The organism is Paraburkholderia sp. (assembly GCF_028283785.1).
GTDB lineage: Bacteria > Pseudomonadota > Gammaproteobacteria > Burkholderiales > Burkholderiaceae > Paraburkholderia.
The window spans coordinates 133,321-157,390 of the sequence record NZ_JAPWKB010000004.1; the positions used below are offsets into that span (position 1 = coordinate 133,321).

Annotated in this window: 20 protein-coding genes and 1 pseudogene; 10 read left to right on the top strand and 11 right to left on the bottom strand. The window is 62.0% G+C overall.

Going from position 1 to position 24,070, the window contains the following annotated elements:
- Positions 1-31: 31 nt before the first annotated feature.
- Positions 32-967 (top strand): LysR family transcriptional regulator, encoded by a 936-nt coding sequence (locus PW947_RS03800; protein ID WP_366146090.1) that lies wholly within the window; start codon positions 32-34, stop codon positions 965-967.
- 133 nt (positions 968-1,100) lie between these two features.
- Here PW947_RS03800 and PW947_RS03805 read toward each other — a convergent pair whose 3' ends face one another.
- The 5 genes from PW947_RS03805 to PW947_RS03825 form a co-directional block, all read right to left on the bottom strand.
- The gene (locus tag PW947_RS03805; protein WP_299629737.1) at positions 1,101-5,558 is read right to left on the bottom strand and encodes a transporter substrate-binding domain-containing protein; all 4,458 of its coding nucleotides are present in this window, start codon (positions 5,556-5,558) and stop codon (positions 1,101-1,103) included.
- 14 nt (positions 5,559-5,572) lie between these two features.
- Complete coding sequence (gene aqpZ, locus PW947_RS03810) at positions 5,573-6,328, bottom strand: aquaporin Z (RefSeq protein WP_299629738.1); 756 nt, start codon at positions 6,326-6,328, stop codon at positions 5,573-5,575.
- A 235-nt stretch (positions 6,329-6,563) separates the two neighbouring features.
- Entirely contained in the window at positions 6,564-7,208 is a 645-nt protein-coding gene (locus PW947_RS03815) for a response regulator transcription factor (protein ID WP_299629739.1), read from the bottom strand.
- Between the two features lie 138 nt (positions 7,209-7,346).
- Positions 7,347-8,039 carry a response regulator transcription factor gene (locus PW947_RS03820; RefSeq protein ID WP_299629740.1) on the bottom strand — a complete coding sequence of 231 codons (693 nt, stop codon included), beginning with the start codon at positions 8,037-8,039 and terminating at the stop codon, positions 7,347-7,349.
- Between the two features lie 154 nt (positions 8,040-8,193).
- Positions 8,194-8,853, bottom strand: coding sequence for a response regulator (locus PW947_RS03825; RefSeq protein ID WP_299629741.1), 660 nt, complete (start codon positions 8,851-8,853; stop codon positions 8,194-8,196).
- 691 nt (positions 8,854-9,544) lie between these two features.
- Here PW947_RS03825 and PW947_RS03830 point away from each other — a divergent pair.
- The 6 genes and pseudogenes from PW947_RS03830 to PW947_RS03855 all read left to right on the top strand — a co-directional run bounded on the left by PW947_RS03830 (position 9,545) and on the right by PW947_RS03855 (position 15,053).
- The gene (locus PW947_RS03830; RefSeq protein ID WP_299629742.1) at positions 9,545-10,324 is read left to right on the top strand and encodes a c-type cytochrome; all 780 of its coding nucleotides are present in this window, start codon (positions 9,545-9,547) and stop codon (positions 10,322-10,324) included.
- Positions 10,325-10,470: 146 nt separating this feature from the next.
- Positions 10,471-11,742, top strand: a complete 1,272-nt coding sequence (locus tag PW947_RS03835) for a cytochrome c (RefSeq protein WP_299629797.1) — start codon at positions 10,471-10,473, stop codon at positions 11,740-11,742.
- A gap of 83 nt (positions 11,743-11,825) precedes the next feature.
- The gene (locus PW947_RS03840) at positions 11,826-12,002 is read left to right on the top strand and encodes a hypothetical protein (protein ID WP_299629743.1); all 177 of its coding nucleotides are present in this window, start codon (positions 11,826-11,828) and stop codon (positions 12,000-12,002) included.
- Positions 12,003-12,004: 2 nt separating this feature from the next.
- Positions 12,005-12,577, top strand: a complete 573-nt coding sequence (locus PW947_RS03845) for a cytochrome C oxidase subunit II (protein WP_299629744.1) — start codon at positions 12,005-12,007, stop codon at positions 12,575-12,577.
- A pseudogene (locus PW947_RS03850) lies at positions 12,564-14,193 on the top strand (b(o/a)3-type cytochrome-c oxidase subunit 1). Before PW947_RS03845 ends, PW947_RS03850 begins: the two are co-directional and overlap by 14 nt.
- Positions 14,190-15,053, top strand: coding sequence for a c-type cytochrome (locus tag PW947_RS03855; RefSeq protein ID WP_299629746.1), 864 nt, complete (start codon positions 14,190-14,192; stop codon positions 15,051-15,053). Before PW947_RS03850 ends, PW947_RS03855 begins: the two are co-directional and overlap by 4 nt.
- A gap of 1,061 nt (positions 15,054-16,114) precedes the next feature.
- Here the strand turns inward: PW947_RS03855 and PW947_RS03860 are convergent.
- Entirely contained in the window at positions 16,115-17,680 is a 1,566-nt protein-coding gene (locus tag PW947_RS03860) for a methyl-accepting chemotaxis protein (RefSeq protein WP_299629747.1), read from the bottom strand.
- 365 nt (positions 17,681-18,045) lie between these two features.
- On the opposite strand from PW947_RS03860, the gene PW947_RS03865 reads away from it, so the two are divergent.
- From PW947_RS03865 to PW947_RS03875, 3 genes are all read left to right on the top strand, one after another.
- Complete coding sequence (locus tag PW947_RS03865; protein ID WP_299629748.1) at positions 18,046-18,414, top strand: CidA/LrgA family protein; 369 nt, start codon at positions 18,046-18,048, stop codon at positions 18,412-18,414.
- Positions 18,414-19,154, top strand: a complete 741-nt coding sequence (locus PW947_RS03870; protein ID WP_299629798.1) for an LrgB family protein — start codon at positions 18,414-18,416, stop codon at positions 19,152-19,154. The genes PW947_RS03865 and PW947_RS03870 overlap by 1 nt, the downstream gene beginning before the upstream one ends.
- Positions 19,155-19,248: 94 nt before the next feature.
- Positions 19,249-20,052, top strand: a complete 804-nt coding sequence (locus PW947_RS03875; RefSeq protein ID WP_299629749.1) for a hypothetical protein — start codon at positions 19,249-19,251, stop codon at positions 20,050-20,052.
- 32 nt (positions 20,053-20,084) lie between these two features.
- Here PW947_RS03875 and PW947_RS03880 read toward each other — a convergent pair whose 3' ends face one another.
- From PW947_RS03880 to PW947_RS03900, 5 genes are all read right to left on the bottom strand, one after another.
- Positions 20,085-20,528 (bottom strand): lytic transglycosylase domain-containing protein, encoded by a 444-nt coding sequence (locus PW947_RS03880; protein WP_299629799.1) that lies wholly within the window; start codon positions 20,526-20,528, stop codon positions 20,085-20,087.
- Between the two features lie 95 nt (positions 20,529-20,623).
- Positions 20,624-20,977 (bottom strand): hypothetical protein, encoded by a 354-nt coding sequence (locus PW947_RS03885; RefSeq protein WP_299629750.1) that lies wholly within the window; start codon positions 20,975-20,977, stop codon positions 20,624-20,626.
- 71 nt (positions 20,978-21,048) lie between these two features.
- A complete protein-coding gene (locus PW947_RS03890) occupies positions 21,049-21,441 on the bottom strand; it encodes a hypothetical protein (RefSeq protein ID WP_299629751.1) in 393 nt (130 codons plus the stop codon).
- A 691-nt stretch (positions 21,442-22,132) separates the two neighbouring features.
- Positions 22,133-22,681 carry a single-stranded DNA-binding protein gene (locus tag PW947_RS03895; RefSeq protein WP_299629752.1) on the bottom strand — a complete coding sequence of 183 codons (549 nt, stop codon included), beginning with the start codon at positions 22,679-22,681 and terminating at the stop codon, positions 22,133-22,135.
- 116 nt (positions 22,682-22,797) lie between these two features.
- Positions 22,798-23,988, bottom strand: coding sequence for an MFS transporter (locus PW947_RS03900; protein ID WP_299629753.1), 1,191 nt, complete (start codon positions 23,986-23,988; stop codon positions 22,798-22,800).
- Positions 23,989-24,070 lie beyond the last annotated feature (82 nt).

Consider the following 24,070-nt stretch of genomic DNA (forward strand, 5'->3'; position numbering starts at 1 on the left):
CCTTACCTTGAAGATGAATCAGTTGCAGGCCATGCGGGTCTTTTTACAGGTCGCGGAAAACGGCTCGTTCGGACGGGCGGCGGCCAGCATGGACTTGTCCAATGCAGTGGTGACGCGTTATGTCGCGTTGCTCGAGTCGCATCTGAGTACGCGTTTGATCAACCGGACAACGCGCAGCGTGTCGCTGACGGAAGCGGGTCTTGAATATGCGGAGGGGTGCAGGCAACTGCTCGATCAACTGGAAACGATGGAGTCACGCGTCGCGACGAGTTCGAGCGTCCCGGCGGGCACACTGAAGCTCGTGGCGATTGCGTCGTTTTCGTTATTCGGTCTTACACCGCTGTTGCAGCGTTACCGGGCGTCTCATCCTGACGTGAAGCTTGCTGTCACGTTGCTGCATCGGCCGGTGGATCTGATCGAGGAAGGTTTCGACGTGGGCATCGTCGGACCGGGTCAGGTGAGTTCGGGAACGTTGATCAAACGGTCGCTGTTCGTGGTCAAGGCCATTGCGGTTGCGTCGCCCGGCTATCTCGCGGCTTACGGTTTGCCTTCTACGCCGCCGGATCTCGCATTGCATACGTTCCTCGCGCCGTCGGCGAACATTCACAGCACGGCGTGGGATTTCGCCGCCCCTGACGGCCGCGAAGAAACAGTGGAGCTGGAGCCCGCCTACGCGGTCAACAATGCCGTGATGTTGCGCCAGGCGGCGCTTGCCGGCATGGGCGTCACCATTCTTCCGGAAAATCATGTCGCGGCCGACCTCACAAACGGCGCGCTGATTCATGTGCTGCCAACCTATCGGATCGTCCACGCAGACAAGGAAGTGTCGCTGGTATATCCAGGGCGGCGTCATGTGCCGGCTAAAACGCGCTCCTTCGTCGATTTCACGGTCGCTTACTTCAGGGGCGGCGCGTTACCGCCCCTCCCGATGGATTTTTCAAACAGTGAATTGCGAGATTTGCGATAAATGAAAACGCCGACCGCGAGTATCCTTCGCATTGCGAGAAGTGACTTCTTCATCGAAGAGGTCTCCAAGTCTTAACGCGGCCTAGGCCGCGTTTTTTTTCGCCTGTACGAGATGCGGTGGCGCTCGCGCTGACTCACGCGAGCAACGCCGCCTGCTCTTCGATGCCGTCCAGCATCGCATTGCAGCGAACGGCCAGCGCCGCGCCGTCCTCGCGTAATGCGTCCGCACTTTTCGACGTCATCCCGATGCGATAGTCCTGCAACGCCGCAAGTAGCGGCGGATACTGCAACACGCCCGCCGCCCCCGACACCCGGTGATGCCACTCTCGCAGCGATTCGACATGCGCCGTGTCGAGCAACGGTGCGAGCGCCCGCACGTCGTCGCGAACCGATGTGACAAACGAGTCCAACAACGCCTTCACCGTCGATTCACTGCCCCAAAGCTGCGTCATATGTGCGAGATCGACCGGCACGAATGCGCGGTTCAACGTCGGCATCGACAGACCGGGCGCCGCGCCGCCACCTTCGGGTTCCACTGCGGAAACGGGGCGCGCCGTATCGACGCCGAACCATCGGCTGAGATATTCGCGCAGCGTCGCCAGCCGCGTCGGCTTCACAAGACAGTCGTCCATCCCGGCATCGCGACAGAGCCGCAAGTCTTCCGGTGCGGTGTTCGCGGTGATGCCGAGAATCGGCAAGTGACGGGTTCCCCCACCGTCGCGCTCCTGCTCGCGCACATTCCGCGCCAACTCATAACCAGACAGATTCGGCATATGACAGTCGGTGATCAGGAACGCGTAGATGGTTTCGTCCAGCGCGGCGAGCGCTTCTGCGCCGTCGTTGACGACGTCGCATGCAAACCCGAGCAGCGCGAGTTGATGCCGGATCAACTCCTGATTGACCGGATGATCTTCGGCAACGAGGATCAAGCGGCCGCTTGCAATTGCCCGCTCCCGGTCGGGTGGCGCGGCGATTGCCTCGGCTGCGCCGGTGCTGCGCGGCGACGGCGTCGATAACCCCGTCAGCGCGGCCGCGCAAGCCGCGTTGAGTCCACGCCACGACAACGGATTGATGCTCACCCGCACCGTATCGTCGAGAATGCGGTAGCCCGTCGGCTTCGGTTTTTCTGTCAGACACACGACACGCGCACTTCCACGCGCCGCCGCTGGAAGATCGACGTCTTCACTCACGAAAATCAGATCGAGGTTCGCGAATGCGAGCGGATCGTCGAGTTCCGCTGCGCCGGGCGCAATGCGCCGCAAGGCGATACCGAGCGCCTGCCCGAAATGAACAAGTGCCTGCGCGACACGTTGATCGCTGACGATCACCACCCCTCGCTTGCCGCGCAAACCACCGAGCCGATACATCGACATCTCAACCGGCATCGTGATGCGAACGGTGATCTGCGTGCCTTCGCCCGGCACGCTGTGCAACGTCAGTTCCCCATCCATCAGATCGATCAGCTTGCGGCAGATGGTCAGGCCGAGTCCCGTCCCGCCGAAACGCCGCGTCGTTGACGATTCCGCCTGCACGAACGGTTCGAACAGCCGCGCCTGCCCTTCGGGGTCGATGCCGATGCCCGTGTCGGCGACCGTCATTTCAAGGGTTTGCCGCGCGCCGATATCGCGCGCGACCGTCACGTTGACATCGACTTCGCCCGTCTGCGTGAACTTGATCGCGTTGCCGAGCAGATTGAACAGGATCTGTCGCAGGCGCACGCTGTCGCCGCGCAATGTGGCGGCCACTTCCGGCGCGATATCGACGCGTACCTTCAGGCCTTTTTCATGCGCCCGTCCCGCCAGCAACCCGACCGCGCTATCGACCATTTCGCGAATGTCGATCGGTTCGGCTTCCAGCGTCAGACGCCCGGCTTCGATTTTCGAGAAGTCGAGAAGATCGTCGAGAATCTGTAAAAGCGCCCCTGCCGATTCGTGGATCATGCCGAGCATTTCACCCTGATCCGCATTGAGCGGCGTGCGCTCCAGCACTTCGACCAGACCGAGCACACCGTTCATCGGCGTGCGGATTTCGTGGCTCATCATGGCGAGGAAATCGTCTTTTGCGCGCGACGCGGCTTCGGCCTGGTCGCGGGCGCGAGCGAGTTCATCGGAGCGCGCATGTTCGACGCTTGCATCGACCCAATAGCCGCTCCACACGACGCTGCCGTCCGGCTCGCGACGCGGCACGAGTTCCGCGCGAACCCACTTCAGACCTTCGTCGCCGATCAGGCGAAATTCCATATGCAATGGCGTGCCGTCGCTGGCCGAGCGCGACAGATCGGCGAGCAGCAACGGCAGATCGTCTTCGAATACACGCCCGAAATCGACCTCGCCGCGCTGCATCCGGACGTTACCCTCGACGCCAACCAGATGCGTCGTGTCACCGCCGATATACGGCATCGTGTAAGTGCCGTCAGGGTCACGTCGCAACTGGAACACGACCGCAGGCAAGGATCGCGTCACGTCGAATAGCCGCCGCTCCGTGTTGCGCGCGAGCATTTCGGTGCGGCGAATATCCGTGATGTCCACCATCGTACCGAGCACGCAAACCGGCTTTCCGCTAACGCCATGACACATCGCCGACCAGAACAGGCCATGCCGGATATCGCCCGCGCGCCCGGCAAATTCGAGCTCCACAAACGCACGCTCGCCCGTTTCGAGCATATGGCGCGTCATGCTTTCGATGCTGCCGGTATTCGCCGAGCCCCACGCCTCCACTTCGACGCTGCGCCGTCCGATCACGTGCGCGCGTTGCAAGCCCGAGCATTCCTCGAATGCACGATTGATGGCGATATATCGCCCGTCCAGGTCTTTTGCGACGAGCGGATACGGCACCATCTCCATCATGGTCTGCTGGAAATTCAGTTGCGTGGCCAGTTCGCCTTCCGTGTGCTTGCGCAACTTCACTTCGCGCTGAAGCAGCATGTAGGCGCGCAGCGTCACCAGCAGCGCAACCGCGATACCGATCAGCAGCGGCAACAGCCGGACCGCCGTAATGCTCCAGACCGGTGACGCATTCTGTGCGACACCGATCCACTTCTGGTGAATGCGCTGCTTGTCCGACGCGGGCATGGCCACCAGCGCACGGTCGATCAGACCGACCAGCGGCGCAAGATCGGGACGCACGGCGAAACCAAGCCCATCGGTTTGATTGAGCGTGGCGAGAATCTTGAGCGCGCCGACATCGCGCTGCGTCAGTTCGACATCGACGGCGGCGGAATTGCCGATCGCGACGTCGGCGCGGCCCTGCTCGACGAGATCGAGCGCGGCATCGAGCGTCGGGACGACGATCATCGTGGCGTCCGGAATGGCGCGCAGGTCGGGTGGCATCGAGCCGGCAAGATGAGTCGAAACGGCGATGCGGCGTCCGGCGAAATCCGCTGGGCCGCGCGCCGCCGGTTCGCTTTGACGACCGACGATCACCAGCGGCCAGGTTTCATACGCACGCGTATGTAGCGACTGGGCGAGGCGCACGTCCGCGCGCGACGCGGTGGCCAGCATCGCGAGATCGCCTTGCTGAAACGATGAAATGGCGCTTGCCCAGTTATCGACGGGCGCGACAGTCAACGTGATGCCGAGCACCCTGCTCAGGTAGTCCAGATACGCTTCGGCGACACCGCCCGCTCGACCGGCCGGATCGACCTGACTGAACGGCGGCCAGCCGCTGTCGAAGCCGACCGTCAACGGCGGCAGCGCAAGCAACCAGGCCTGCTCGTCAGGTGTCAGCACGAGACGGCGTGGGGAAGCGTCACGCGTCTGTGCCGCACGACTGCCAAGCCAGCGCGCGCGCATGTGCGCTTCGGTGCCGGCCGGCAGCCGGGTCAGCGACGTATCGAGCTGGTCGCGAAGCGCGGTCTGCGAGCGCGGCACCGCGAACCGCAACTCGCCGGTCTTGCCAGTTTCCTCGAAGGCCACGCGCAATTCGCGCGCACGCGTGTCGGCAAGACCGAATTGCACCGTCGGCGTGAAGCCCACGTACACGTCCGCCGCCTGCACGATAACGGCCTGCAGCGCCGCGCCCGTATCGGGATAGGTGGTGAAACGGGCGCGCGGAAAGCGTTCCCTCAGAGACCGTTCCAGCGCGAAGCCCTTTTCGATCGCGATGCGCGCGTTGCTGAGGTCAGAAGGGCCCGCCACTTTGAGCGCGCCGTCGCGGTTAATCACCACGGACGTCGACGCGCGGAAATACGGCGTAGTAAAGCGCAGACAGTGCTCGCGCTCCGGCGTTCGCGCGATGCTCATCAGCACATCGACCTTGCCAGCGCAGGCCGCCGCGAGAAGCTGTGACATGTCGCTGAACACGACAGGCGCAATCGTCACGGACGTGCCCGTCAACGCACGGAGGTAGTCGGCGCTGAGTCCGGTCAGCCGGCCGTCGGTAATGTTTTCGAACGGCGGCCAGCCGGCCTGCAGCAAGCCAACCTTCAACGTGACAGGCGCGGCACCGGTCGTCACGCTCGACGCGCCATCGGCGAAAGCCGGTGACACGTCGACGACGCTGAGCAACAACAGGCACAGGCAGGCGAACCACACGCGGCGCGCCGCATTGCGGACCACAGCGTACGTACGATTCACGGCAGTTTGAAAGGACATGAGCGTGCCCAGACTCAAACCGCTTCGTGGCGCGCTTCGTGGTGCGCGTCGAGCCGTGCGCCGCGCCGTGACGCCGGTCCGGACAGCCGCGGATACAAAAAGCCCGCGAGCACCGCGCCCGTCAGCGGCGCGGCCCAAAACAGCCACAGTTGATCGAGCGCCCAATCGCCGACGAACAGCGCGGGCCCCGTCGAGCGAGCCGGGTTGATCGACGCATTGGTGACGGGAATGGCGAGCAGGTAAATCATCGCGAAACACGCTGCATTGACCAGCGGCGCGATAGTCTGCGACGTGCTTTTTCGCGCCATCATCAGATTCACGGTGACGAACGCGAACGACATCATCAACTCGAGCGCCAGCGCGGAATGCAGTTGATAGTCGGACGGCGAGTGATCGCCGAAGCCGTTTGCGCCGATTTCGCTCGCTGCCAGCTCGAACCCCGGCCGACCGCTCGCCACATACACCAGCAGCGCCGTGCCCACAATTGCGCCGAGAATTTGCGCGGCAATGTACGGCACCAGATCGCGGACCGGGAAACGTTGCGCGACGGCAAAACCGACCGTGACCGCCGGGTTGAAATGCGCACCCGATAACCGACCGACCGCGTACGTCGCCGTAGCCAGCGCGAGACCGAACGCCAGCGATACTTCGAGCGCGCCATAACCAGCCTGCATCGAACCCGCGTTCAGCACCACACTGCCGCAACCGATAAACACCAGCCACGCCGTGCCCGCCGCTTCCACCAACAACCGCCTACCCAAATTCGCCATGTTGCACTCGCCTATCTGATTGCATGGCGAGCGGAAGCGCGAACGCGCCCATCTTCGGACATGCTTTTTTTAATTTCGGACTCAGGCACAGCCATCGGAATGACGACACGTCGTGTCGAACCGATGACCGCCCTCGATCCAAAAATTATCGGAGCCGGCATCCGCGGGGCTAATCGGACGAGTCTGAAAGGTGAGAAATTTCTTTCGCTCAAGCAGACGTTTCTTCGCGAGTCGATCAGTTCAAACCAAGCTGGCGCGCATAGTCGATCAACTCCGCGTCGCACGCCAACCCGAGCTTGCGCATCGCGCTGCGCTTCTGGGTGCTAATTGTTTTTCCGCTTCGGCCGAGCCGCTGCGCAATCTCGAATACCGGCATGCCTTGTGCATAAAACCGGAACACTTCCCACTCCCGCGCGCTCAACATGCCCGTTCGCGGCTGCGCCAGATCGCCATCCGGATAAATGGCTTCGCTGACGAGCGGCGACAGATACACGTCGCCGGCCATCACCGCGTCGATGGCGAGGACCAGCGCATGCGCCGCGTCGCGTTTATCGACGATCGCCATCGCGCCGATCTGCAACAAGCCCGTCAGCAGATTCGGATGACCGATCATCGTCAATACGACGACACGCGGCGGCGGCGAATCGCGCAGAATGCGGCGTAAAAATGGCACTGCATTGATGCCGCCATGAATGCCGGGCATGGAGATGTCGGACACGATGACGTCGTGCGGCGTGCTGTCCATCAATTCGGCGAGCGTTTCCGTGTCCGGCGCTTCACCGACTATCGCCACCGACCGCCGTGCTTCGAGCAGATGGCAAACGCCGAGCCGCACGCAAGCGTGATCGTCGGCAACAATTACGCGAATTATCTTTGTCATATTTTTGTTTTGCGATGAGACCGGCGCACCTGCGCAACGCGTCCCCAGGCGCGCCGGTCTTTGAATCGTTCTGAACACGCTGCACGTCTACCGGCTCTCACGCATTGCGCGAACCGGCCTATGCGGCGCGTCCCTGTCTCAGCTTCGCCTGCGTTGCCTGTCTTCGGGGATCACGCCATGTTCGGCGGCGAACCGGAAGAGCTCGGCGTCGCTATGCAAGGACAGCTTGCGCATGGCCGTGCACTTCTGCGCGCTGATCGTCTTGACGCTGCGACCCAGTCGCGACGCGATCTCGGTCACGCCCATGCCGGACGCGTACTGCGTGAATACGTCGAGTTCGCGGCGCGACAGCACCGAATGGACGTAGTCGCGCCGACGGATCAGCGTGGCGTCGGCGATCGACGAACGCACGACCGGCCCGACGTAGCATTCGCGCGCAATCGCCGAGACGATGGCAACGTGAATCAGATCGATCCGGTCCTCTTTGCTGATCACCGCGTCCGCGCCGTGTGCGATCACTTGCTGCAACACATCGGCTTTGGTTTCCATCGTCAGGATGACGAGCGCGACATGCGGAAAGCGACACTTGAATTCGTCGATGATGGACATGGCGTTGTCGGTCAGACCGCCCGGCATATAAAGATCCGCGACGACGATGTCGCATTCGATCCGGCTCACTTTCGAAAAGAGTTGCGTCGCGTCGACCGCGCGACCGACCACCTGCATGTTCGGCACACTCGATAGCAAGTGCTCTATGGCCAGAAGAACGAGCGGGTGGTCGTCCGCGATGATGGCTTTGATGGGCTTTTTCGCATCTTCTGAATCGGTCATGCGTTCGGGTCCCCCGGTATTGTCATGTCTTCTCCACTCGCTTTCGCTGCAACCGGTCCATTGGCGAGCATCAAACATTTGTTATTCGTCAGACATAAGATTGCTCTGAAATACGACATGGTTGTCATCGGCGTTCGATCGTTCGGCATGCGAGCTACTTTCCGGGCGACGCCTGACGGCGAATGAAGGTGAACAACGCGGGATCGTTGGTGACGCCGAGCTTGATCATTGCCGCGCGCTTCAGACGATGGACGACGCGCGGATCGCGATCGAGCAGCACCGCAATCTTCGCGATCGAGTTGCCTTGCGCGAACATCCTGACCACCCAGGCTTCGCGCGAAGTGAGACGCGACAGATAGTGCGGATCGTCGGGCGGTGCGTTGGGCGGCGCGTCGGCCACCCATTCGTCGACGGCGCGGCTGAGCTGAACCTGGCCGGCCGCGACCGCGCGAACCGTCGCCGGCAGATCGGTCAGCACGCCGATCTTGTCCAGAATCGCGACGCCGCAATGCGTGTGCAACGCGCGCAGCAGCGAGCCGTTCGTGATGCCCGTCAGTACGACGATCCGCAACGCGGGCCAGGTGTCGGCGATGCGTTGCACGAGCGACATGCCGTCGTCGACGGTGGGATCGGGGTCGGGCATGGTCAGATCGGTGACGAGGACATCGCAGGGTGTTTTCTTCAGCAGATCGATCAGTCCGCTGGGGGTCGATGCCTCGCCGACGACGCAAATACCGGCGTCGGAAGCGAGCGCGGCTTTGACGCCGGATAGAACGAACGGATGGTCGTCCGCCAGGATGACGCGCAGGTTCATCGTGACCTCTCTAGATTGTTGTATGTACGTGTACAGCGCGCGTTCGCGGACACATATCGACACGCGCTTTTCAGACATGCCCGATTGACTGCATCGCATGCGACGCGTCGAGCGCGACAATCACACCATCGATGTAAGCAAATCGAAATGGGAGCTTTCTTAAAGCAGCGATATGCACATTTCGCAGCAACGGGTTTGTGAAATGCCTGAATGAAATCGTCGGGTTTTTTTGTATTTAAAAATGCTGTAATGACAATTCCGTACGGTCCACTTTGCGCGAAGTTAAACGGCAGTTGAATTGCGTCATTCATTATTTCGCGACCGGAAACGGCACACGCGCCACCGCTGCGGAGCGGCGTCGGTCAAGGCCGTGCGGCCGATTCCTGTCATTTAAATCTCATTGACGCACCCCGCAAAATCCTGCAATCTCAGTACCCGATACATAGGCATGCAGAAAATAAGTTTCTTGCCCCGCAGTGCGGTGGACTCCGCTTCCACGCACCGGCCAATGTTTAAAACAGCCACTCCGCGCAATCCGCGCCTGAGTGGTGTGTCGCTCTCGCCCTAAAGTTTTGTTCATCGCTTAGTAGTCAAAGTCAATATTGCATTGCGCTATTGACTTGCTCTAGATCAAAGAACGCGTGAAAAGATAAGCGTAGAAATACGTACACTTTCTCCGACGAGGCTTGGCGTGCATCGCAGAAACATTGGATCTTCGGTCCTACTCCTCCTGTGCCTACTGAGCGCGTTGCGCGCCGGCGCCGTTTTTGGCGCCGGGACGGACGCGCCGTCCGCACCGCCACCGCCGATGTCCGGCGCGACCGCGTCGCCCGGTGTCGCCGGACCGATGCCGTCGGCGATGGACGAGCGGGTGCGGGCGTGCACGTCGTGTCATGGCGTGCAGGGCCAGGGACTGAATAACGACTACTTTCCGCGAATCGCGGGCAAGCCCGCCGACTACCTGTTCAACCAGCTGATCGCATTTCGCGACGGCGGCCGGACCTACCCGCCGATGGGTTATCTGCTGGCGTTTTTGCCCGACGATTACCTGCACAAGATCAGCCAGTATTTCGCCGACCTGCAACCGCCGTATCCAAACGCGGATTCGAGCCCGGTTGCGGCGTCCGTGTTGCAGTACGGCGAGCATCTCGTCAAACAGGGCGATCCCGCCCGCGCGTTGCCCGCCTGCGCCGCGTGTCATGGCGCGCGGCTGACCGGCGCGCAGCCCGGCATTCCGGGGCTGCTTGGTCTGCACGCGAGCTATATCGCCGGACAGATGGGCACCTGGCGTTCCGGCACGCGTCACGCGGTCGAGCCCGACTGCATGCATTCGATCGCAGTCAAGCTGACGGACAAGGACATCACCGCCGTGTCGAGCTGGCTCGCGCGTCAACCGCGTCCGGCCGATCCGCGTCCCGCGCCGTCGTCCGCCGAACGACTGCCTCTGGCATGCGGGAGCCAACCGCAATGAAGCCGACCTTCCGCCCGATCCGCTCCGCCGCCGCGCCGCAGCCGGCCGTTCGCGCCGCCGCGCGCCGGCTTTCCAGCCGGTTTTCCGGCGGCCTCACCAGCCGGCTTCGCAGCCGGCTTCCCCGTCAGTTGATCGCGGCAGCCGCGATGATGCTTGCCGCGCTCGTCCCGCATTCGCCGACGATCGTCGCGGCGCATGCGGCCGCGCCCGCATCGGATGCGAAAGCGCAAGCGGCGCACGCCGCCGCCACCGCGACCAGCACCGACATCGTCAAACGCGGCGAATATCTCGCCCGCGCGGGCGATTGCGTCGCGTGCCATACAGCGCCGCGCGGCAAGGAATTCGGCGGCGGATTGCCGATGGAAACGCCGTTCGGCACGTTCTATTCGCCGAACATCAGTTCCGACGGCGAGTACGGCATCGGCAAATGGAGCGCCGACCAGTTCTTCCACATGATGCGAACCGGCAAGATGCCCGACGGCCGGCTGATCTATCCGGTAATGCCGATCGCGCAATACACGAAAGTCACGCGTGAGGACTCCGACGCGATCTTCGCGTATCTGAAATCCACCGAGCCGGTGAACCTGCCGAATCGCCCGCACGCGCTCAAGTTCCCGTTCAACCAGCGCAACATGCTGATCCCGTGGCGCACGCTGTATTTCCGCGAAGGCGAGTTCAAGGCCGATCCGACCAAGTCCGTCGAATGGAATCGTGGCGCGTATCTGGTCGAAGGCCTCGGACATTGCACGATGTGCCACACCAAGATCAATCTGCTCGGCGGCTCGTCGAAGAGCGAGCAGTTCGCGGGCGGCCTGATCCCGATCCAGAACTGGTACGCGCCGTCGCTGACCTCCGACAAGGACGGCGGCCTCGGCGACTGGAGCGAAAAAGACATCGTCGATCTGTTGCAGGCCGGCATTTCGGATCGCGGTGCGGTGTACGGCCCGATGGCCGAAGTCACGTATCACAGCCTCCAGTACATGAGCGACGACGACGTCAAGGCGATGGCCGTGTATCTGAAGACCTTGCCCGACAACGATCGCGGCCGCAAATCCGGACCGCCCGCCAAAACCGACACGAAGGTGTTTGCGCTCGGCGAGAGGATCTACGGCGCGAAATGCGCGATCTGCCACGGCAAGAACGGCGAAGGCGAGTTGCAGCACTATCCGCCGCTCGCCCGTAACCAGTCGATCGAAATGGACTCGGCGGTCAATCCGATCCGCATCGTGCTGAACGGCGGCTTTCCACCCGGCACCGCACGCAATCCCGAGCCCTACGGCATGCCGCCGTTCGGCCAGGAGTTGAGCGATACCGATGCCGCCGCCGTGGTCACGTATATCCGTACCGCGTGGGGCAATCATGGCAAGCCGGTCACCGCGCGCGAAGCGAACGAACTGCGCAAGGCGCCGCTGCACTGAGCGGGCGGCGACGCCTCGCGCCGAAACACCCACTCACGCTATCCAGCCCGAGCGGCTGAACTGCTGTTCCGGAGACAACGCCGATGGACGCCAACGACCCGAGCCACGACGCCCCACCCACCGACGAGGACGTCGAACGCGTGCTCGCCGCCGGACCGGCCGGCGCGATCGCCGTGGCCGGGACCGCGACGGTCATCGTGATCGCGATCTGGTTCGCGTTCTATTTCTTCGTTTTCCTACCGCGCGGTGTGATCCAGTAACCATGTCGACCGAAACACCCAACCATCCGGGCCGCGGTCACGCGGTCGCCTTGCGCGCCGAACGGCGCTGGGCCATCTTCGTCGTCGGACTGATCCTGCTGTTGCTGGTGATGGTCGTGTTTGCCGGCGTGCATTACGCGTTCATGCCGCCGTCGCGGGTCGAAACCATCGACCCGTCGCGGCTGCAACTCTCGGGCGAATTCGTCGAGGACAACCTTGGCACCGCCGTGCAGCCGGACGGCTCGGTGGTGGTGCGGTTCGTCGCCCAGCAGTACTCGTTCACGCCGCAATGCCTGCTGGTGCCTGCCGACACGCCGGTGACGATCCGCACCACCAGCGCCGACGTCGTTCACGGCCTGCTCGTGACGGACACCAACATCAACACGATGGTGATGCCGGGCTACATCTCGACGCTGACCACCCGTTTCGACACACCCGCAGAGCACCTGATGCCGTGTCACGAGTTCTGCGGTTTCGGCCACCAGACGATGTGGGCGCACGTGAAAGTGATCGACAAGGCCGCTTTCTTCGATCAGGCAAAAAACTCCCGGAGGCTCAGCTGTGTTTCACGCTAAGCGACTCGTTCTCGCGCATTTCTGGCTCGCCTTCGTCGCGTTCGTGATCGCGCTGTTTCTGGGCGCGTGGCAGATGCTGGTGCGCAGTCCGCTGCATGCCCTGGATCGGCGACCCCGAACTCTATTACCGCTCCGTCACCGCGCACGGCACGGTGATGGCCTATGTGCTACCGACGCTCGTCGCGATGGGCTTCGGCTACGCGATCGTCGAACTGGCGTTGAAGCAGGGACTGGTCGGGCTCAAATGGGCGTGGGCCGCGCTGATCGTGCTGGCGGTCGGCGCGGTGCTCGCGATGATTCCGGTCGCGATGGGCAACGCATCGGTGCTGTTCACGTTTTATCCACCGATGATCGGCAGTCCGCTGTACTACATCGGCGTGGTGCTGGTCGTCGTCGGATCGTGGATCTGGGTGGCGCTGATGGGCGTCAATCTGCACGTATGGAAAAAGGTGAATCCGGGCAAGCCGGTGCCGCTGGCGATGTATGCGAACGTGGCGGGCGCGTATCTGTGGGCATGGACCGCCGTGGGCGCAGCGCTGGAGATCCTGTTCCAGATCCTGCCGGTTGCGCTGGGCTTCAAGAACACCATCGACGCCGGGCTCGCGCGCGTGCTGTTTTCGTGGACGCTGCACGCGATCGTCTATTTCTGGCTGTTCCCCGCGTATATCGCGTACTACACGCTGGTGCCGCGCGCGATCGGCGGACGGCTGTACAGCGACTCAATGGCGCGCGTGTCGTTCATCCTGTTTCTGGTGTTCGCGATGCCGATCGGCATCCACCATCTGTTCGCCGATCCGCAGGTCGGCTCCGGCTTCAAGTTTCTGCATGCAGTGTTCACGGGCATGGTTTCCGTGCCGACGTTGCTGACCGTGTTCACGATCTGCGCGTCCGTCGAGATTGCCGGGCGGCTTCGCGGCGGCACGGGCGCATTCGGCTGGCTGAAGGCATTGCCATGGAAAAACCCGATGATGCTGGTGCTGGCGTTTTCGTTCGTGATGCTTGGTTTCGGCGGCGCGGGCGGGTTGATCAACATGAGCTACCAGTTGAACTCGACCATTCACAACACGCAGTGGGTGACCGGTCACTTCCATCTGATTTTCGGCGGCGCGATCGTGATCATGTATTTCGCGATTGCGTATGAATTGTGGCCGTATCTGACCGGCCGCTCGCTGGGGTCGTTGAGGATGGTACGCACGCAGTTGTGGCTGTGGTTCATCGGCATGATGGTCGTGACGATCCCGTGGCACTACGTCGGGCTGCTCGGCGCGCCGCGCCGGATGGCGTATTACGACTACAGCGCTCCCGGACTCGACGCGCAGGCCATCTGGGTGGCGGTATCGGCGTTGGGCGGCGTGGTGCTGGTGATATCGGGCGTGCTGTTCGTGTATATCCTCGCGAAGTCGCAATTCGGGCCCGCTCAGACGCAGCCCGAGTTTCCCGGCTTCAGCGTCGCGACGCATCCGGTGCATCACGTGCCGGCCGCGTTGAACAGCTTCGGCTTGTGGGTCGCGCTGATGATCGGTTTGACCGTCGTGAATTACAGCGTGCCGATCATGCAGCTGTTGCGATTGCAGCAGACATCGGTGCCGGCGGTCGTCGTGGGAGCGCAGCGATGAGCGACGAACGCGTGATTTCCTTGCGCAATCCCTGGTTCACGGTCAGCGTGGGCGGTGTGATTGCGATAGCGGTGATTTCCGGATTGATCGGCTTTATCTGGTTGCCGTCGCAGCATGCCGACTTCAGCAACGAGGGGTTGTGGACGACGATATGCCGGGCCGCTGGCGCACCGTCTACGTGGTATGGCAACGACGCGACCGCCGCTGCGGGTTCGACCGGGGACAAACCGAGCGACGTGGTGGTGTTGCCGCCGTTGGCGCATGTGACGGCGAGTGCCGATTCGATCGGCCGGGGCGCGACGATCGCGACGCAGAACTGTTCGATGTGTCATGGCGTGCATGGGATCGTGCAGGTGACTGCGCCGGTACTGGCCGGGCAATACGCGGACGTGATCTACAAGGAGTTGCGCGATTACCAGAGCGGGATGCGGCCGAGCGCGATCATGCAACCGATCATCGCGAATCGCAGCGATCAGGATTTGCACGATCTCGCGAACTATTACGCGTCGTTGTCGCGGACGGGGCCGGCGGAGAGTTCGGGGAACGCGGCGGGCGGTTCGGATTCGGGTTCGGCTTCTGCTTCGGACGATGCTGCTGGGCGCAGTGCTGTCAGGCTGGCGATGCAGGGCGATCCGATCCGGAATATCGCGCCTTGCGCGGCGTGTCATGGGCAACTGGATCGCAAAGGTGCCGCGCCCTGGCTCGGCGGGCAGTCGTCGGTTTATCTCGTGGGACAGTTGACGGCGTTTGCCAAGGGCGATCGGCATAACGATATCAATGAGCAGATGCGGAATGCTGCCCGGCATCTTTCTCAAGAGGAGATTGATGCGTTGGCTCGGTATTATGCTGCGCAGCAGTGATGGTGGGGGGCCTTCGGCGGGATGGGTTTTTGTTTGGTTGTCTCGGGGTCGCGGTGGTTTGCCTGGGTTTTGTTTTGGTTGTCCCGGGGTTGCGCTCGCTTGTCCCGTTTTCACGTTCGCTTGTCCCGTTTTTACGCTCGCTTGTCCCGGTTTCGCGTCGGTTTGCCTGGATCGTCCCTGTGCGGGACCGCACCTACTTTTCTTTGCTCGCGCAAAGAAAAGTAGGCAAAAGAAAGCGCGTTTACCTCGCACTTCGTAGCGAGTGGCGTCTGTCAATTTTCGGGTAGTGGTCCGCGCACGTTTTGACTCGGCGGTCCGTTTGGCGTGGTGGTCCGCGCCGCCACATCCCGCCCGCTTCGCGGCGGTAGCCCACTTCAAAAACCCATTTTCGCCACGTCACTTGCACACCGTCTCGACGGTTCCGGCGTCGATTCAAAAACCCATTTGCGCCACGACATTCGCCCGCCGTCTCGACGGTTCCAGCGTCGATTCAAAACCCATTTGCGCCACGTCACTCGCCCCCGTGTTCGACGGTTCCGGCGTCGATTCAAAACCCGGTTGCGTCACGGCATCCGCCCGTCTTTAGGACAATTCCAGCGTCGGCTCAAAGCCCTATTTGTGCCATCCCATCAGCCCGCCTTCACGATGGTCTCGACGTTCTGCGTAGCCAGGAATTTTGCGCGCGCGGCCAGACCGGCCCATGCCAGGAAAATGGGTGTTATGACGGACGGAGTGCAGCGCGCGAAGAGCGCCAGGAGAAAAAGACGGGGCTGTGCCCGTCGGCTGTCGCGGAGCGAACAGCCGGAACGAATGACTGCCTCGTCACCAAGTCCAGCGGTGCGGCAACTCAAATCGTGCGCGGACCACTACCCGAAAAATACTAGACGCCACTCGCTACGAAGTGCGAGGTAAACGCGCTTTCTTTTGCCTACTTTTCTTTGCGCGAGCAAAGAAAAGTAGGTGCGGTCCCGCACAGGGACGATCCAGGCAGACCACCGCGAAACCGGGACAACCAACCCAACCCAAACCAACCAAAACCAACCCAACCCAAACCCATCCCCCTACACCACCCCTTCCGTCCTGAACACCGCCACCGCCGCACTCAACTTCCTCGCCTGCTCTTCCAGCGACCCAGCCGCCGCAGCGGCCTGCTCCACCAATGCTGCATTCTGCTGCGTCACCTCATCCATCTGCGCAACCGCAAGATTCACCTGATCGATCCCGGTGCTCTGCTCGGTCGCGGCCGCGGCAATCTCACCCATGATCGAACTTACCCGCGTAATCGCATCGACAATCTCCGTCATCGTCGAACCCGACCGCTCCACCAGTTGCGCACCGCTCTGAACCCGCGCGGTCGAATCGTCGATCACGGTCTTGATCTCCTTCGCCGCGCCCGCACTGCGCTGCGCAAGCGACCGCACTTCGCTCGCCACCACCGCAAAACCACGTCCCTGCTCGCCCGCGCGCGCTGCCTCGACTGCGGCGTTCAACGCGAGAATGTTGGTCTGGAATGCAATACCTTCGATCACCCCGACGATGTCGGCAATGCGCCGCGAATCGTCGACCATGTTATGCATCGTGCCGACCACCTGCTGCGTCAGCGCGCCGCCCTGCGCGGCCAGCGTCGATGCGCCCTGCGCCAGCTGGCTCGCCTGCTTCGCGTTGTCGGCCGTCTGCTTCACCGTCGAAGTCAGTTGCTCGATACTCGCCGCGGTCTGCTCCAGCGACGCGGCCTGCTCCTCCGTGCGTTGCGACAGATCGGCATTACCCGACGCAATCTCACTCACGCCCGTATCGATCGATTCGGTTCCCTGACGAACGGTGCCCACCGTCGCAACCAGCGATTCCTGCATCTTGCGCAATGCAGTCGCGAGACGCCCCATTTCGTTGTCGCTCGTGACCGTCACGCGACCCGTCAGATCGCCGCTGGCAATCCGCTGAAACTGCGCAATCGTCGCGTCGACCGGATCGACGATCGCCTTCACCAGCACCACGCGTCCCAGCCACGAAAACACCAGCGCCAAGGCCATGCCAACCGCAACCGCCACACTGATCGCGTAGAACAACGCCTGCGCATCCTGAAAGCGTTTCTCCGCATGATCGAGCTGCAGTTTCTCCAGATTCAGCATCGCCTTTTCATACGCGCTATAAAGACCCGGCAACTGATGCGCCTGCAATTCCTGAAACGCCGTCTTATCGCCGGATTTCAATGCGGCCATCGCCGGTTCGACGCCTTTATGCAAAAACATATCGCGCTGATCCTGCATCTCCTTGATCAGACGCTGCTCTTCGTCGCCGGAATCGGCACGGCTCATGTAATGGGATAAACGGTCATTCGAAATCTTCAGATACTGGTCGAAACGCTTGAGTACCGCAGTCGCGCCGTCCTGATCGTTCAAATCGTTGAGCGATGCGTAAGTTGCCAGCGCGAGCCGCAGTCGCAGCAATTGACCCGCACTGCCTTCGAGGTCCGCCACCGCGGGCGTATCGACAGTGTACATCTGCTGCAACGACATATTGTTCGCACGCAACGACAGCAATCCCGCAGCCGCGCCAATCAACAGCACGATTCCGAAGAACACGATCATCAAGGTCAAACACGCGCGAATCGACATATTCTTCAACATAACCCTGTCTCCATAGGCTGCCCGACCGGAAGCGCGTCTCGGCTTTTCATCGGGCGTGCTGCGCCCATGCCGACCGGCCGGGACCGCAACTGGATAGAACTTAAGCGAACGCCACACTGATTGGATCAACGGCGGGATTTCTGAAAACTTTATGGATCACCGATTAATTTAAGCCGCACTGTGCCTTCTTTTGCGCCGCATCAAATGAATCGGTTATACAGAGTAAGAAATCGGGTAAACGCGGAGTTTCCGCGCAATCGCCACTGAATCACCGGCCCATCACGATCCAGTTAATTCGGTCGAAAATCCGGCGCGACGACATTTACCCGATAATTGGGAAATCATCATTAACAAGGATCAAAGCGATGCTTCGTGCGCTTGCCACGCTGCTGTTATTTCAATGCCTCGGCGAAGGGGTGTCTTACGTGTTTCATCTGCCGGTACCGGGACCGGTGATCGGCATGTTGCTGCTGTTCGGTTTCGTGATGATGCGGCCGTCCACCGCCGACGAGATCGAGCCGACCGCGCTCGAATTGCTGCGTCATCTGTCGCTGCTGTTCATTCCGGCGGGCGTCGGGATCATGGTGTCGGCGGGCAAGGTGCGCGGCGATGCGCTCGCGGTGGTGGTGTCGCTCGCGGTCAGCACGACGCTCGCGATTGCGGTTGCCGCGCTGGTCACGCGTGCGTTGCTGCGCCGTCAGCGACGCGGCATGGTATCGGCGGAGAACGCATGATGACGGCGCTCCCCAAACTCGGCGCGATCTGGGTGTATCTGGAAGCGACGCCGCTGCTCGGCCTGACGATCACGCTGATCGCCTATCTGATCGCCCAGACGATCTACGCGAAAGCACGCTTCAACCCGCTCGCCAATCCGGTGCTGATTGCGGTGGCGCTGCTCGTCGCGTTGCTCGAAGTCACGCATACGCCGTATCTGACGTATTTCGAGGGCGCGCAATTCGTCCACTTTCTGCTCGGCCCGGCGACCGTCGCGCTCGCGTTGCCGTTGTACCGGCAGTGGCCGAAGTTGCGGCGCGCGGCGTTGCCGCTGCTCGGCGGGCTGGTGGCGGGTTCGTTGACGGCGATCGTGTCGGCGGTCGGAATCGCGGCGCTGTTCGGTGCGTCGTCGCAAACCATCGCGTCGCTCGCGCCCAAATCCGCGACCACGCCGATCGCGATGGCCGTTGCGACGGAGATCGGTGGAATTCCGTCACTGACTGCGGTGCTGGTGATTTCCACCGGCGTATTCGGCGCGGTATTCGCACGCTCGATTCTCAATCTGCTGCGTATCACCGAACCCGAAGTGCGTGGTTTCGCGCTCGGCATCGCGTCACACGGAATCGGCACCGCGCGCGCGTTTCAGGTCAGCGAGGAAATGGGTGCGTTCGCCGGTCTCGGCATGGGACTGAACGGCGTCTTCACCGCGTTCGTCGTGCCGGTACTGATGCCGGTGATCGCGGGCTGGCTGGTTCGCTGAACGGGTCGGCAACCGCACCCCGTCGTCGCGCGCCTTGCCGCGCGCGTCGACTTGATGGAAAGTAACGAAGCTTTCACCTCTCCCGACCGCGCTCATGCACGAAATCGGCTCCGCGCTTCTGGTGTTTGTGCTGTTGCTGACCGCCACGCTGATTGGCGTGATCGTGCGTCCGCTGCTGCCGGAAGAGCACAAGAAGCACGAGACGGTGCAACTGGTTCAACTGGTGATCGGAATGCTGGTGACATTCGCGGCGCTGGTGCTCGGTTTGATGACGGCGTCGGCGAAAAGCAGCTTCGACACAGCCAGCAACGACCTGCGCGCATACGCGGCGACGCTGATCGAACTCGACACGACCTTGCGCGAGTACGGCGGCGATACCGATTCCACCCGCCGTCTGCTGCGCGCGTACACGGCGGCCGCGATCGCGAATACATGGCCGTCCGAAACGCTGCCCAGCGGCGACGACTATCCGAAAGATCTGCCCGCACCGACGCAGCCCGACCGGCTGGAAAACACGCGGCTGGGCGATATGCTGAATCTGGCGGGTGTGGAGATGCGCAGGCTGAGCGCGCACGATTCGCTGCATCAAACCTTGCGCGACAACGGCAACGCGTTGTTCGCGCGCGCCGTCGATGCGCGCTGGAAACTGATCGAGGAAGCGCACAGTTCGATCTCGAAACCGTTCCTGCTGACGCTCGCGTTCTGGCTGGTGGTGATTTTTCTGAGCTTCGGGCTGATCACACCGCGCAATGCGCTGGCACTCGTGACGATCACGCTCGGCGCGGTGTCGATCGCGTCGGCGATTTACGTGATCGTCGATCTCGACACGCCGTTTTCCGGACCGATCATCATTTCAAGCCAGCCGATGCGCGATGCGCTCGCGCATATGCGTCGATAACCTGCTTCGTCCGTTTCACGCGAGCGACACGCTCAAGGCGTGGTGGGCAATTCGCCCCACGCAATCAGGATCTTCTGGATGCTGCGCGCGTACGCGTCGCGCAGCTTCGGCGATTCCGAGTGGTACGCGCCGATTGCGGCCCACGTGTTGCCGTATTTGATCATCTTCTGCTTCAGCAACCACGCAGCGACATACACGTTGACGCACGGATCGGTCAGCGCACGATGCGGTACGCCTTGCCGGGCGAGCGCGCTGAAGTGAATCGAGTTGATCTGCGCCTGACCGACGTCGATCGAGCCGTTCGAGTTCTGATGAACCGCCGCCGCGTCGCCTTTCGATTCGTACCACGCGACCGCGCGCAGCACCTGCGGGTTCACGCCCTGATACGCGGCAGCTTCGTTGAAGCATTCCTTGCCGTCGGCGGCATACGCGACGTTCGCGATCATCACGAGGAGCAGCGCCAGCGCGCTCACCATCGCGCCGCGCACCGCGCGCGCAACACGTCGGAACAGCGGCGCGCGCAGCGCCGCGAGGTCGGTTTTGATGAACATGGTTCTCTCGCGTACGGCCGTCATTTGTTCAGTGCCAGTTCGAGCTGGCGACCGATCGTATCGAGATACGCGCGCGACGCGTCGGACACGACGAGCTTCGCTGCCGGATTGAAAATCCGGCGTTCCTGCGCCGGCGCAGACGATGCGCGCGACTTCTTCCTGAAGCGCGTCGCGGGTTTCGACGGCAACGGATCGGTGTCGTCGGCGCTGCCGGGCGGCAGCATCGCGAGCGTCGGCAGCGGCGGATACACCTTGTCGGCGGCGGCGGGGATCTGCATGGCGCTTGCGCCGGACGGGCCGTCGGCGGCGAGCGAACCGGCCAGCGCGGAGCCGGCCATCAACAGTCCGGCGGTCAGGAGAAAGAGTCGGTACATCGGCTGGTTCCTGGCGAAGAGAGTCACGGGAAGATTGGCGGAGTGAAGCGTGGGGCGATGCGTGGCAGCGGTCATGGCGTCACCCGGATCGACACGCTGTACGGCTGGCCGAGGCCCGCCGTCTGATTTTCGAGGGTGATCTTCTGCGCGTGCTGCGCGGGCACGCCCTTCCAGATTGCCTGGTTCAGATAGGTGAAGTCCTGGCTCAAGGCGATGACGAGAATCGTCGTCGGCTTTTTCTGCGAGGCGGCGACTGCGCCGGCTTTGGCGAGCACGGCAGAGAGTTGCGGATCGCGTGCGCCGAGCGCGTCGGGCGGAATCGCGAATGTCATGACGTCGCCGGCTGCGGCCGATTTGTCGTTGCGGGCGGCATCGCCGGATTGCAACTGCGCGCATCCGGTCATCGCAAGAAACACCAGAAAAATTGGAACCAGCCGCTTCACGCTTCCTCCATCAGTTTTCATCGCTCATGCTCGTATTTCGGCAGGCCATGATCAAAACTTGATCTGACGAATACCTTTGAATTCAAAAAGAAAAAAGTTTTCCTCGATCAACGCAAACGATTGCGAAGCATGACGAATAAACCGGCGAATCCGGTGAAGTTGCCCTGCGAGTTTCGATCACGCACCACCGGTGGAAATCGGACCGGAGAGGTAAAACTTTCACGCCACGTTTAAATCGTACGAAACGCGTCGTTTCTGGCGCACCATAAAAAACCCACAACCTGAATTACGGTTGTGGGCGTTTTTAAAAAGCCTGATGATTGCGCAGCGGAGACCACTTGAAACATCGCGCTATGCGATGTGAAAGCGAAAATTTCCGGGGAATGGCGGCTGACGGAATACGACGGTCATGAGCCGCGAATCGGCCATTGCACAAAGCACCCAGCAGCTTTTTGCGACAGATCCCGGAAAAAATTATGCCATAGCAGCGTCACCCGGAAGACGCGATAAATTGGGGACGTGTCAAACGCGCGTCTTTCAATTCGTTGCTGCGGATGTGTCACATGTTTGATATTGATTTTTCAACCGGAGCCCGATTCGCCGGTGTGGAATGTCGCGTGTATTTTCGACATGCCTTCGCAATCTGCGATATAAAAAAGAAAAACCCCGCACAAAGGCGGGGTTCTTTTTAACTGCTTCGGATTATGCGAAGTTAGAACGGAATATCGTCGTCCATTTCGTCGAAGCCGCCGCCCGCCGGCGCGCTCGGGCGGCTCGAACCGCCGCCGCTGCCGCCACCCGCGTTGCCACGGCCACCGCCGCCGCCGCTGCTCATCGAACGACCGCCACCGCCGCCGCCGCTACGTTCCGACGACTCGCCACGGCTGTAACCGCCGCCTTCGTCACCGCCGCCCATGCCGCCGCCGCTGCGGGCGCCGAGCATCTGCATCTGGTCAGCGATGATTTCCGTCGCGTAACGGTCGGTGCCGTCTTGCGCCTGATACTTGCGGGTGCGGATGCGCCCTTCGATGTACACCGACGAGCCCTTCTTCAGATACTCGTTGACGATCTCGGCCAGACGGCCGAAGAACGCCACGCGGTGCCATTCGGTCGCTTCCTTGAATTCGCCGCTCGCCTTGTCCTTGTACCGGTCCGTCGTCGCAAGGCGAATGTTCGCCACTGCGTCGCCGCTCGGAAGATAGCGGACTTCCGGTTCGGCGCCGAGGTTGCCGACGAGAATGACCTTGTTCACGGATGCCATGAGTTTCTCCTGTTGATTCCGTTACGGGCGGTGCGGCGCAGAGCGGTCAATCTTTCGGCCGGTGGCCGGAAGAACGCTGCGGATCAGCCCACCGCCTTGAGTTCCGATAAAGCCTGTCAGGCTTTGCGCGCGGGAGGCGCTTTCATCTTTGCGGCGATTATAAGCCAGCAGAATACGAGTCCCGAACACGCAAAGAAGACGGCGCTCTCTCCATCTACCTTGAGCAACCAGCCGCCCAGCATCCCGCCCATTGCAAGACCGATGGACTGCGTGGTGTTGTACACGCCGGCAGCCGCGCCCTTGCGCGTGCCCGGCGCGAGTTTCGACACCAGCGAAGGCTGCGACGCCTCAAGAATATTGAAGCCGAGGAAGTACACGAAGAGGATCCCGGCCACACTTAGAATCGTATGCGGAGCGACGCCGAGTAACAACTGGCCGATCAGGATAAGCCCGATCGCCGACAGCAGCACGATCTTCATCTTGCCGCGTTTTTCAGCCGCGATAATGGCCGGAACCATCATCACGAACGCAAGACCCATCACCGGCAGGTACACCTTCCAGTGCGACGCGACCGGCAAGCCGCCGTCTTCGAGAATGCGCGGCACGACGAGGAACAACGCGGTTTGCGTCGCGTGCAGCACCAGCACGCCGAAATTGAGGCGCAGCAACTCGACGTTGTGCAGCACTTCGGAGAACGGCGCGCGCACGTGAACCGGCTTCGGCGCGCTCGGCACGACCCACAGCACGACGCCGATCGCGAGGATCGAGAACACGCCGACCAGCGTGAACAGACCGCTCATGCCGACGTAGTGGAACACCACCGGCGCCCCGACGATCGCCACCGCGAACGACACGCCGATGCTGCCGCCGACCATCGCCATCGCCTTGGTGCGGTTTTCTTCGCGCGTCAGATCGGCGATAAACGCGATCACCGCCGACGACACCGCGCCCATCCCCTGGATCACCCGTCCGACGATGATCCACGTCATATCGTGCGCGCCCGCCGCAACGAAACTGCCGATCGCGAAGATCGCGAGGCCGATTGCGATCACCGGCTTGCGGCCGATCTTGTCGGACACCCAGCCGTAAAAGATATACAGCAACGATTGTGTGACGCCGTAAGCGCCGAGCGCAATCCCGACCAGCAACACGTTGTCGCCGCCGGGAATCGTCTTCGCGTAGATCGAAAACACCGGCATGATCATGAACAGGCCCAGCATGCGGAGCGCGAAAATGGCCGCAAGTGACACGGTCGCGCGCATTTCAGGCGCGCTCATGCGTGAAGTAGTAGCAGATGGATTGGACATCGGGAACGTTTTTGGAATGAACTGGCGGCAGGTCAAACATGCGGTTCGGCGCTTCGGCCTGGAACCTGCTGTTGCGCTGGAA

Bases quoted from the DNA above. Each gene is read 5' to 3' on its own strand.
- PW947_RS03840 (WP_299629743.1), top strand. From the start codon at position 11,826: ATGGACGCCAACGACCCGAGCCACGACGCCCCACCCACCGACGAGGAC.
- PW947_RS03860 (WP_299629747.1), bottom strand. From the start codon at position 17,680: ATGTTGAAGAATATGTCGATTCGCGCGTGTTTGACCTTGATGATCGTG.
- PW947_RS03835 (WP_299629797.1), top strand. From the start codon at position 10,471: ATGATGCTTGCCGCGCTCGTCCCGCATTCGCCGACGATCGTCGCGGCG.
- PW947_RS03805 (WP_299629737.1), bottom strand. From the start codon at position 5,558: ATGTCCTTTCAAACTGCCGTGAATCGTACGTACGCTGTGGTCCGCAAT.
- PW947_RS03895 (WP_299629752.1), bottom strand. From the start codon at position 22,681: ATGGCATCCGTGAACAAGGTCATTCTCGTCGGCAACCTCGGCGCCGAA.
- PW947_RS03855 (WP_299629746.1), top strand. From the start codon at position 14,190: ATGAGCGACGAACGCGTGATTTCCTTGCGCAATCCCTGGTTCACGGTC.
- PW947_RS03865 (WP_299629748.1), top strand. From the start codon at position 18,046: ATGCTTCGTGCGCTTGCCACGCTGCTGTTATTTCAATGCCTCGGCGAA.
- PW947_RS03880 (WP_299629799.1), bottom strand. From the start codon at position 20,528: ATGGTGAGCGCGCTGGCGCTGCTCCTCGTGATGATCGCGAACGTCGCG.
- aqpZ (WP_299629738.1), bottom strand. From the start codon at position 6,328: ATGGCGAATTTGGGTAGGCGGTTGTTGGTGGAAGCGGCGGGCACGGCG.
- PW947_RS03815 (WP_299629739.1), bottom strand. From the start codon at position 7,208: ATGACAAAGATAATTCGCGTAATTGTTGCCGACGATCACGCTTGCGTG.
- PW947_RS03890 (WP_299629751.1), bottom strand. From the start codon at position 21,441: ATGAAAACTGATGGAGGAAGCGTGAAGCGGCTGGTTCCAATTTTTCTG.
- PW947_RS03800 (WP_366146090.1), top strand. From the start codon at position 32: ATGCGGGTCTTTTTACAGGTCGCGGAAAACGGCTCGTTCGGACGGGCG.
- PW947_RS03900 (WP_299629753.1), bottom strand. From the start codon at position 23,988: ATGTCCAATCCATCTGCTACTACTTCACGCATGAGCGCGCCTGAAATG.
- PW947_RS03820 (WP_299629740.1), bottom strand. From the start codon at position 8,039: ATGACCGATTCAGAAGATGCGAAAAAGCCCATCAAAGCCATCATCGCG.
- PW947_RS03845 (WP_299629744.1), top strand. From the start codon at position 12,005: ATGTCGACCGAAACACCCAACCATCCGGGCCGCGGTCACGCGGTCGCC.
- PW947_RS03875 (WP_299629749.1), top strand. From the start codon at position 19,249: ATGCACGAAATCGGCTCCGCGCTTCTGGTGTTTGTGCTGTTGCTGACC.
- PW947_RS03885 (WP_299629750.1), bottom strand. From the start codon at position 20,977: ATGTACCGACTCTTTCTCCTGACCGCCGGACTGTTGATGGCCGGCTCC.
- PW947_RS03870 (WP_299629798.1), top strand. From the start codon at position 18,414: ATGACGGCGCTCCCCAAACTCGGCGCGATCTGGGTGTATCTGGAAGCG.
- PW947_RS03825 (WP_299629741.1), bottom strand. From the start codon at position 8,853: ATGAACCTGCGCGTCATCCTGGCGGACGACCATCCGTTCGTTCTATCC.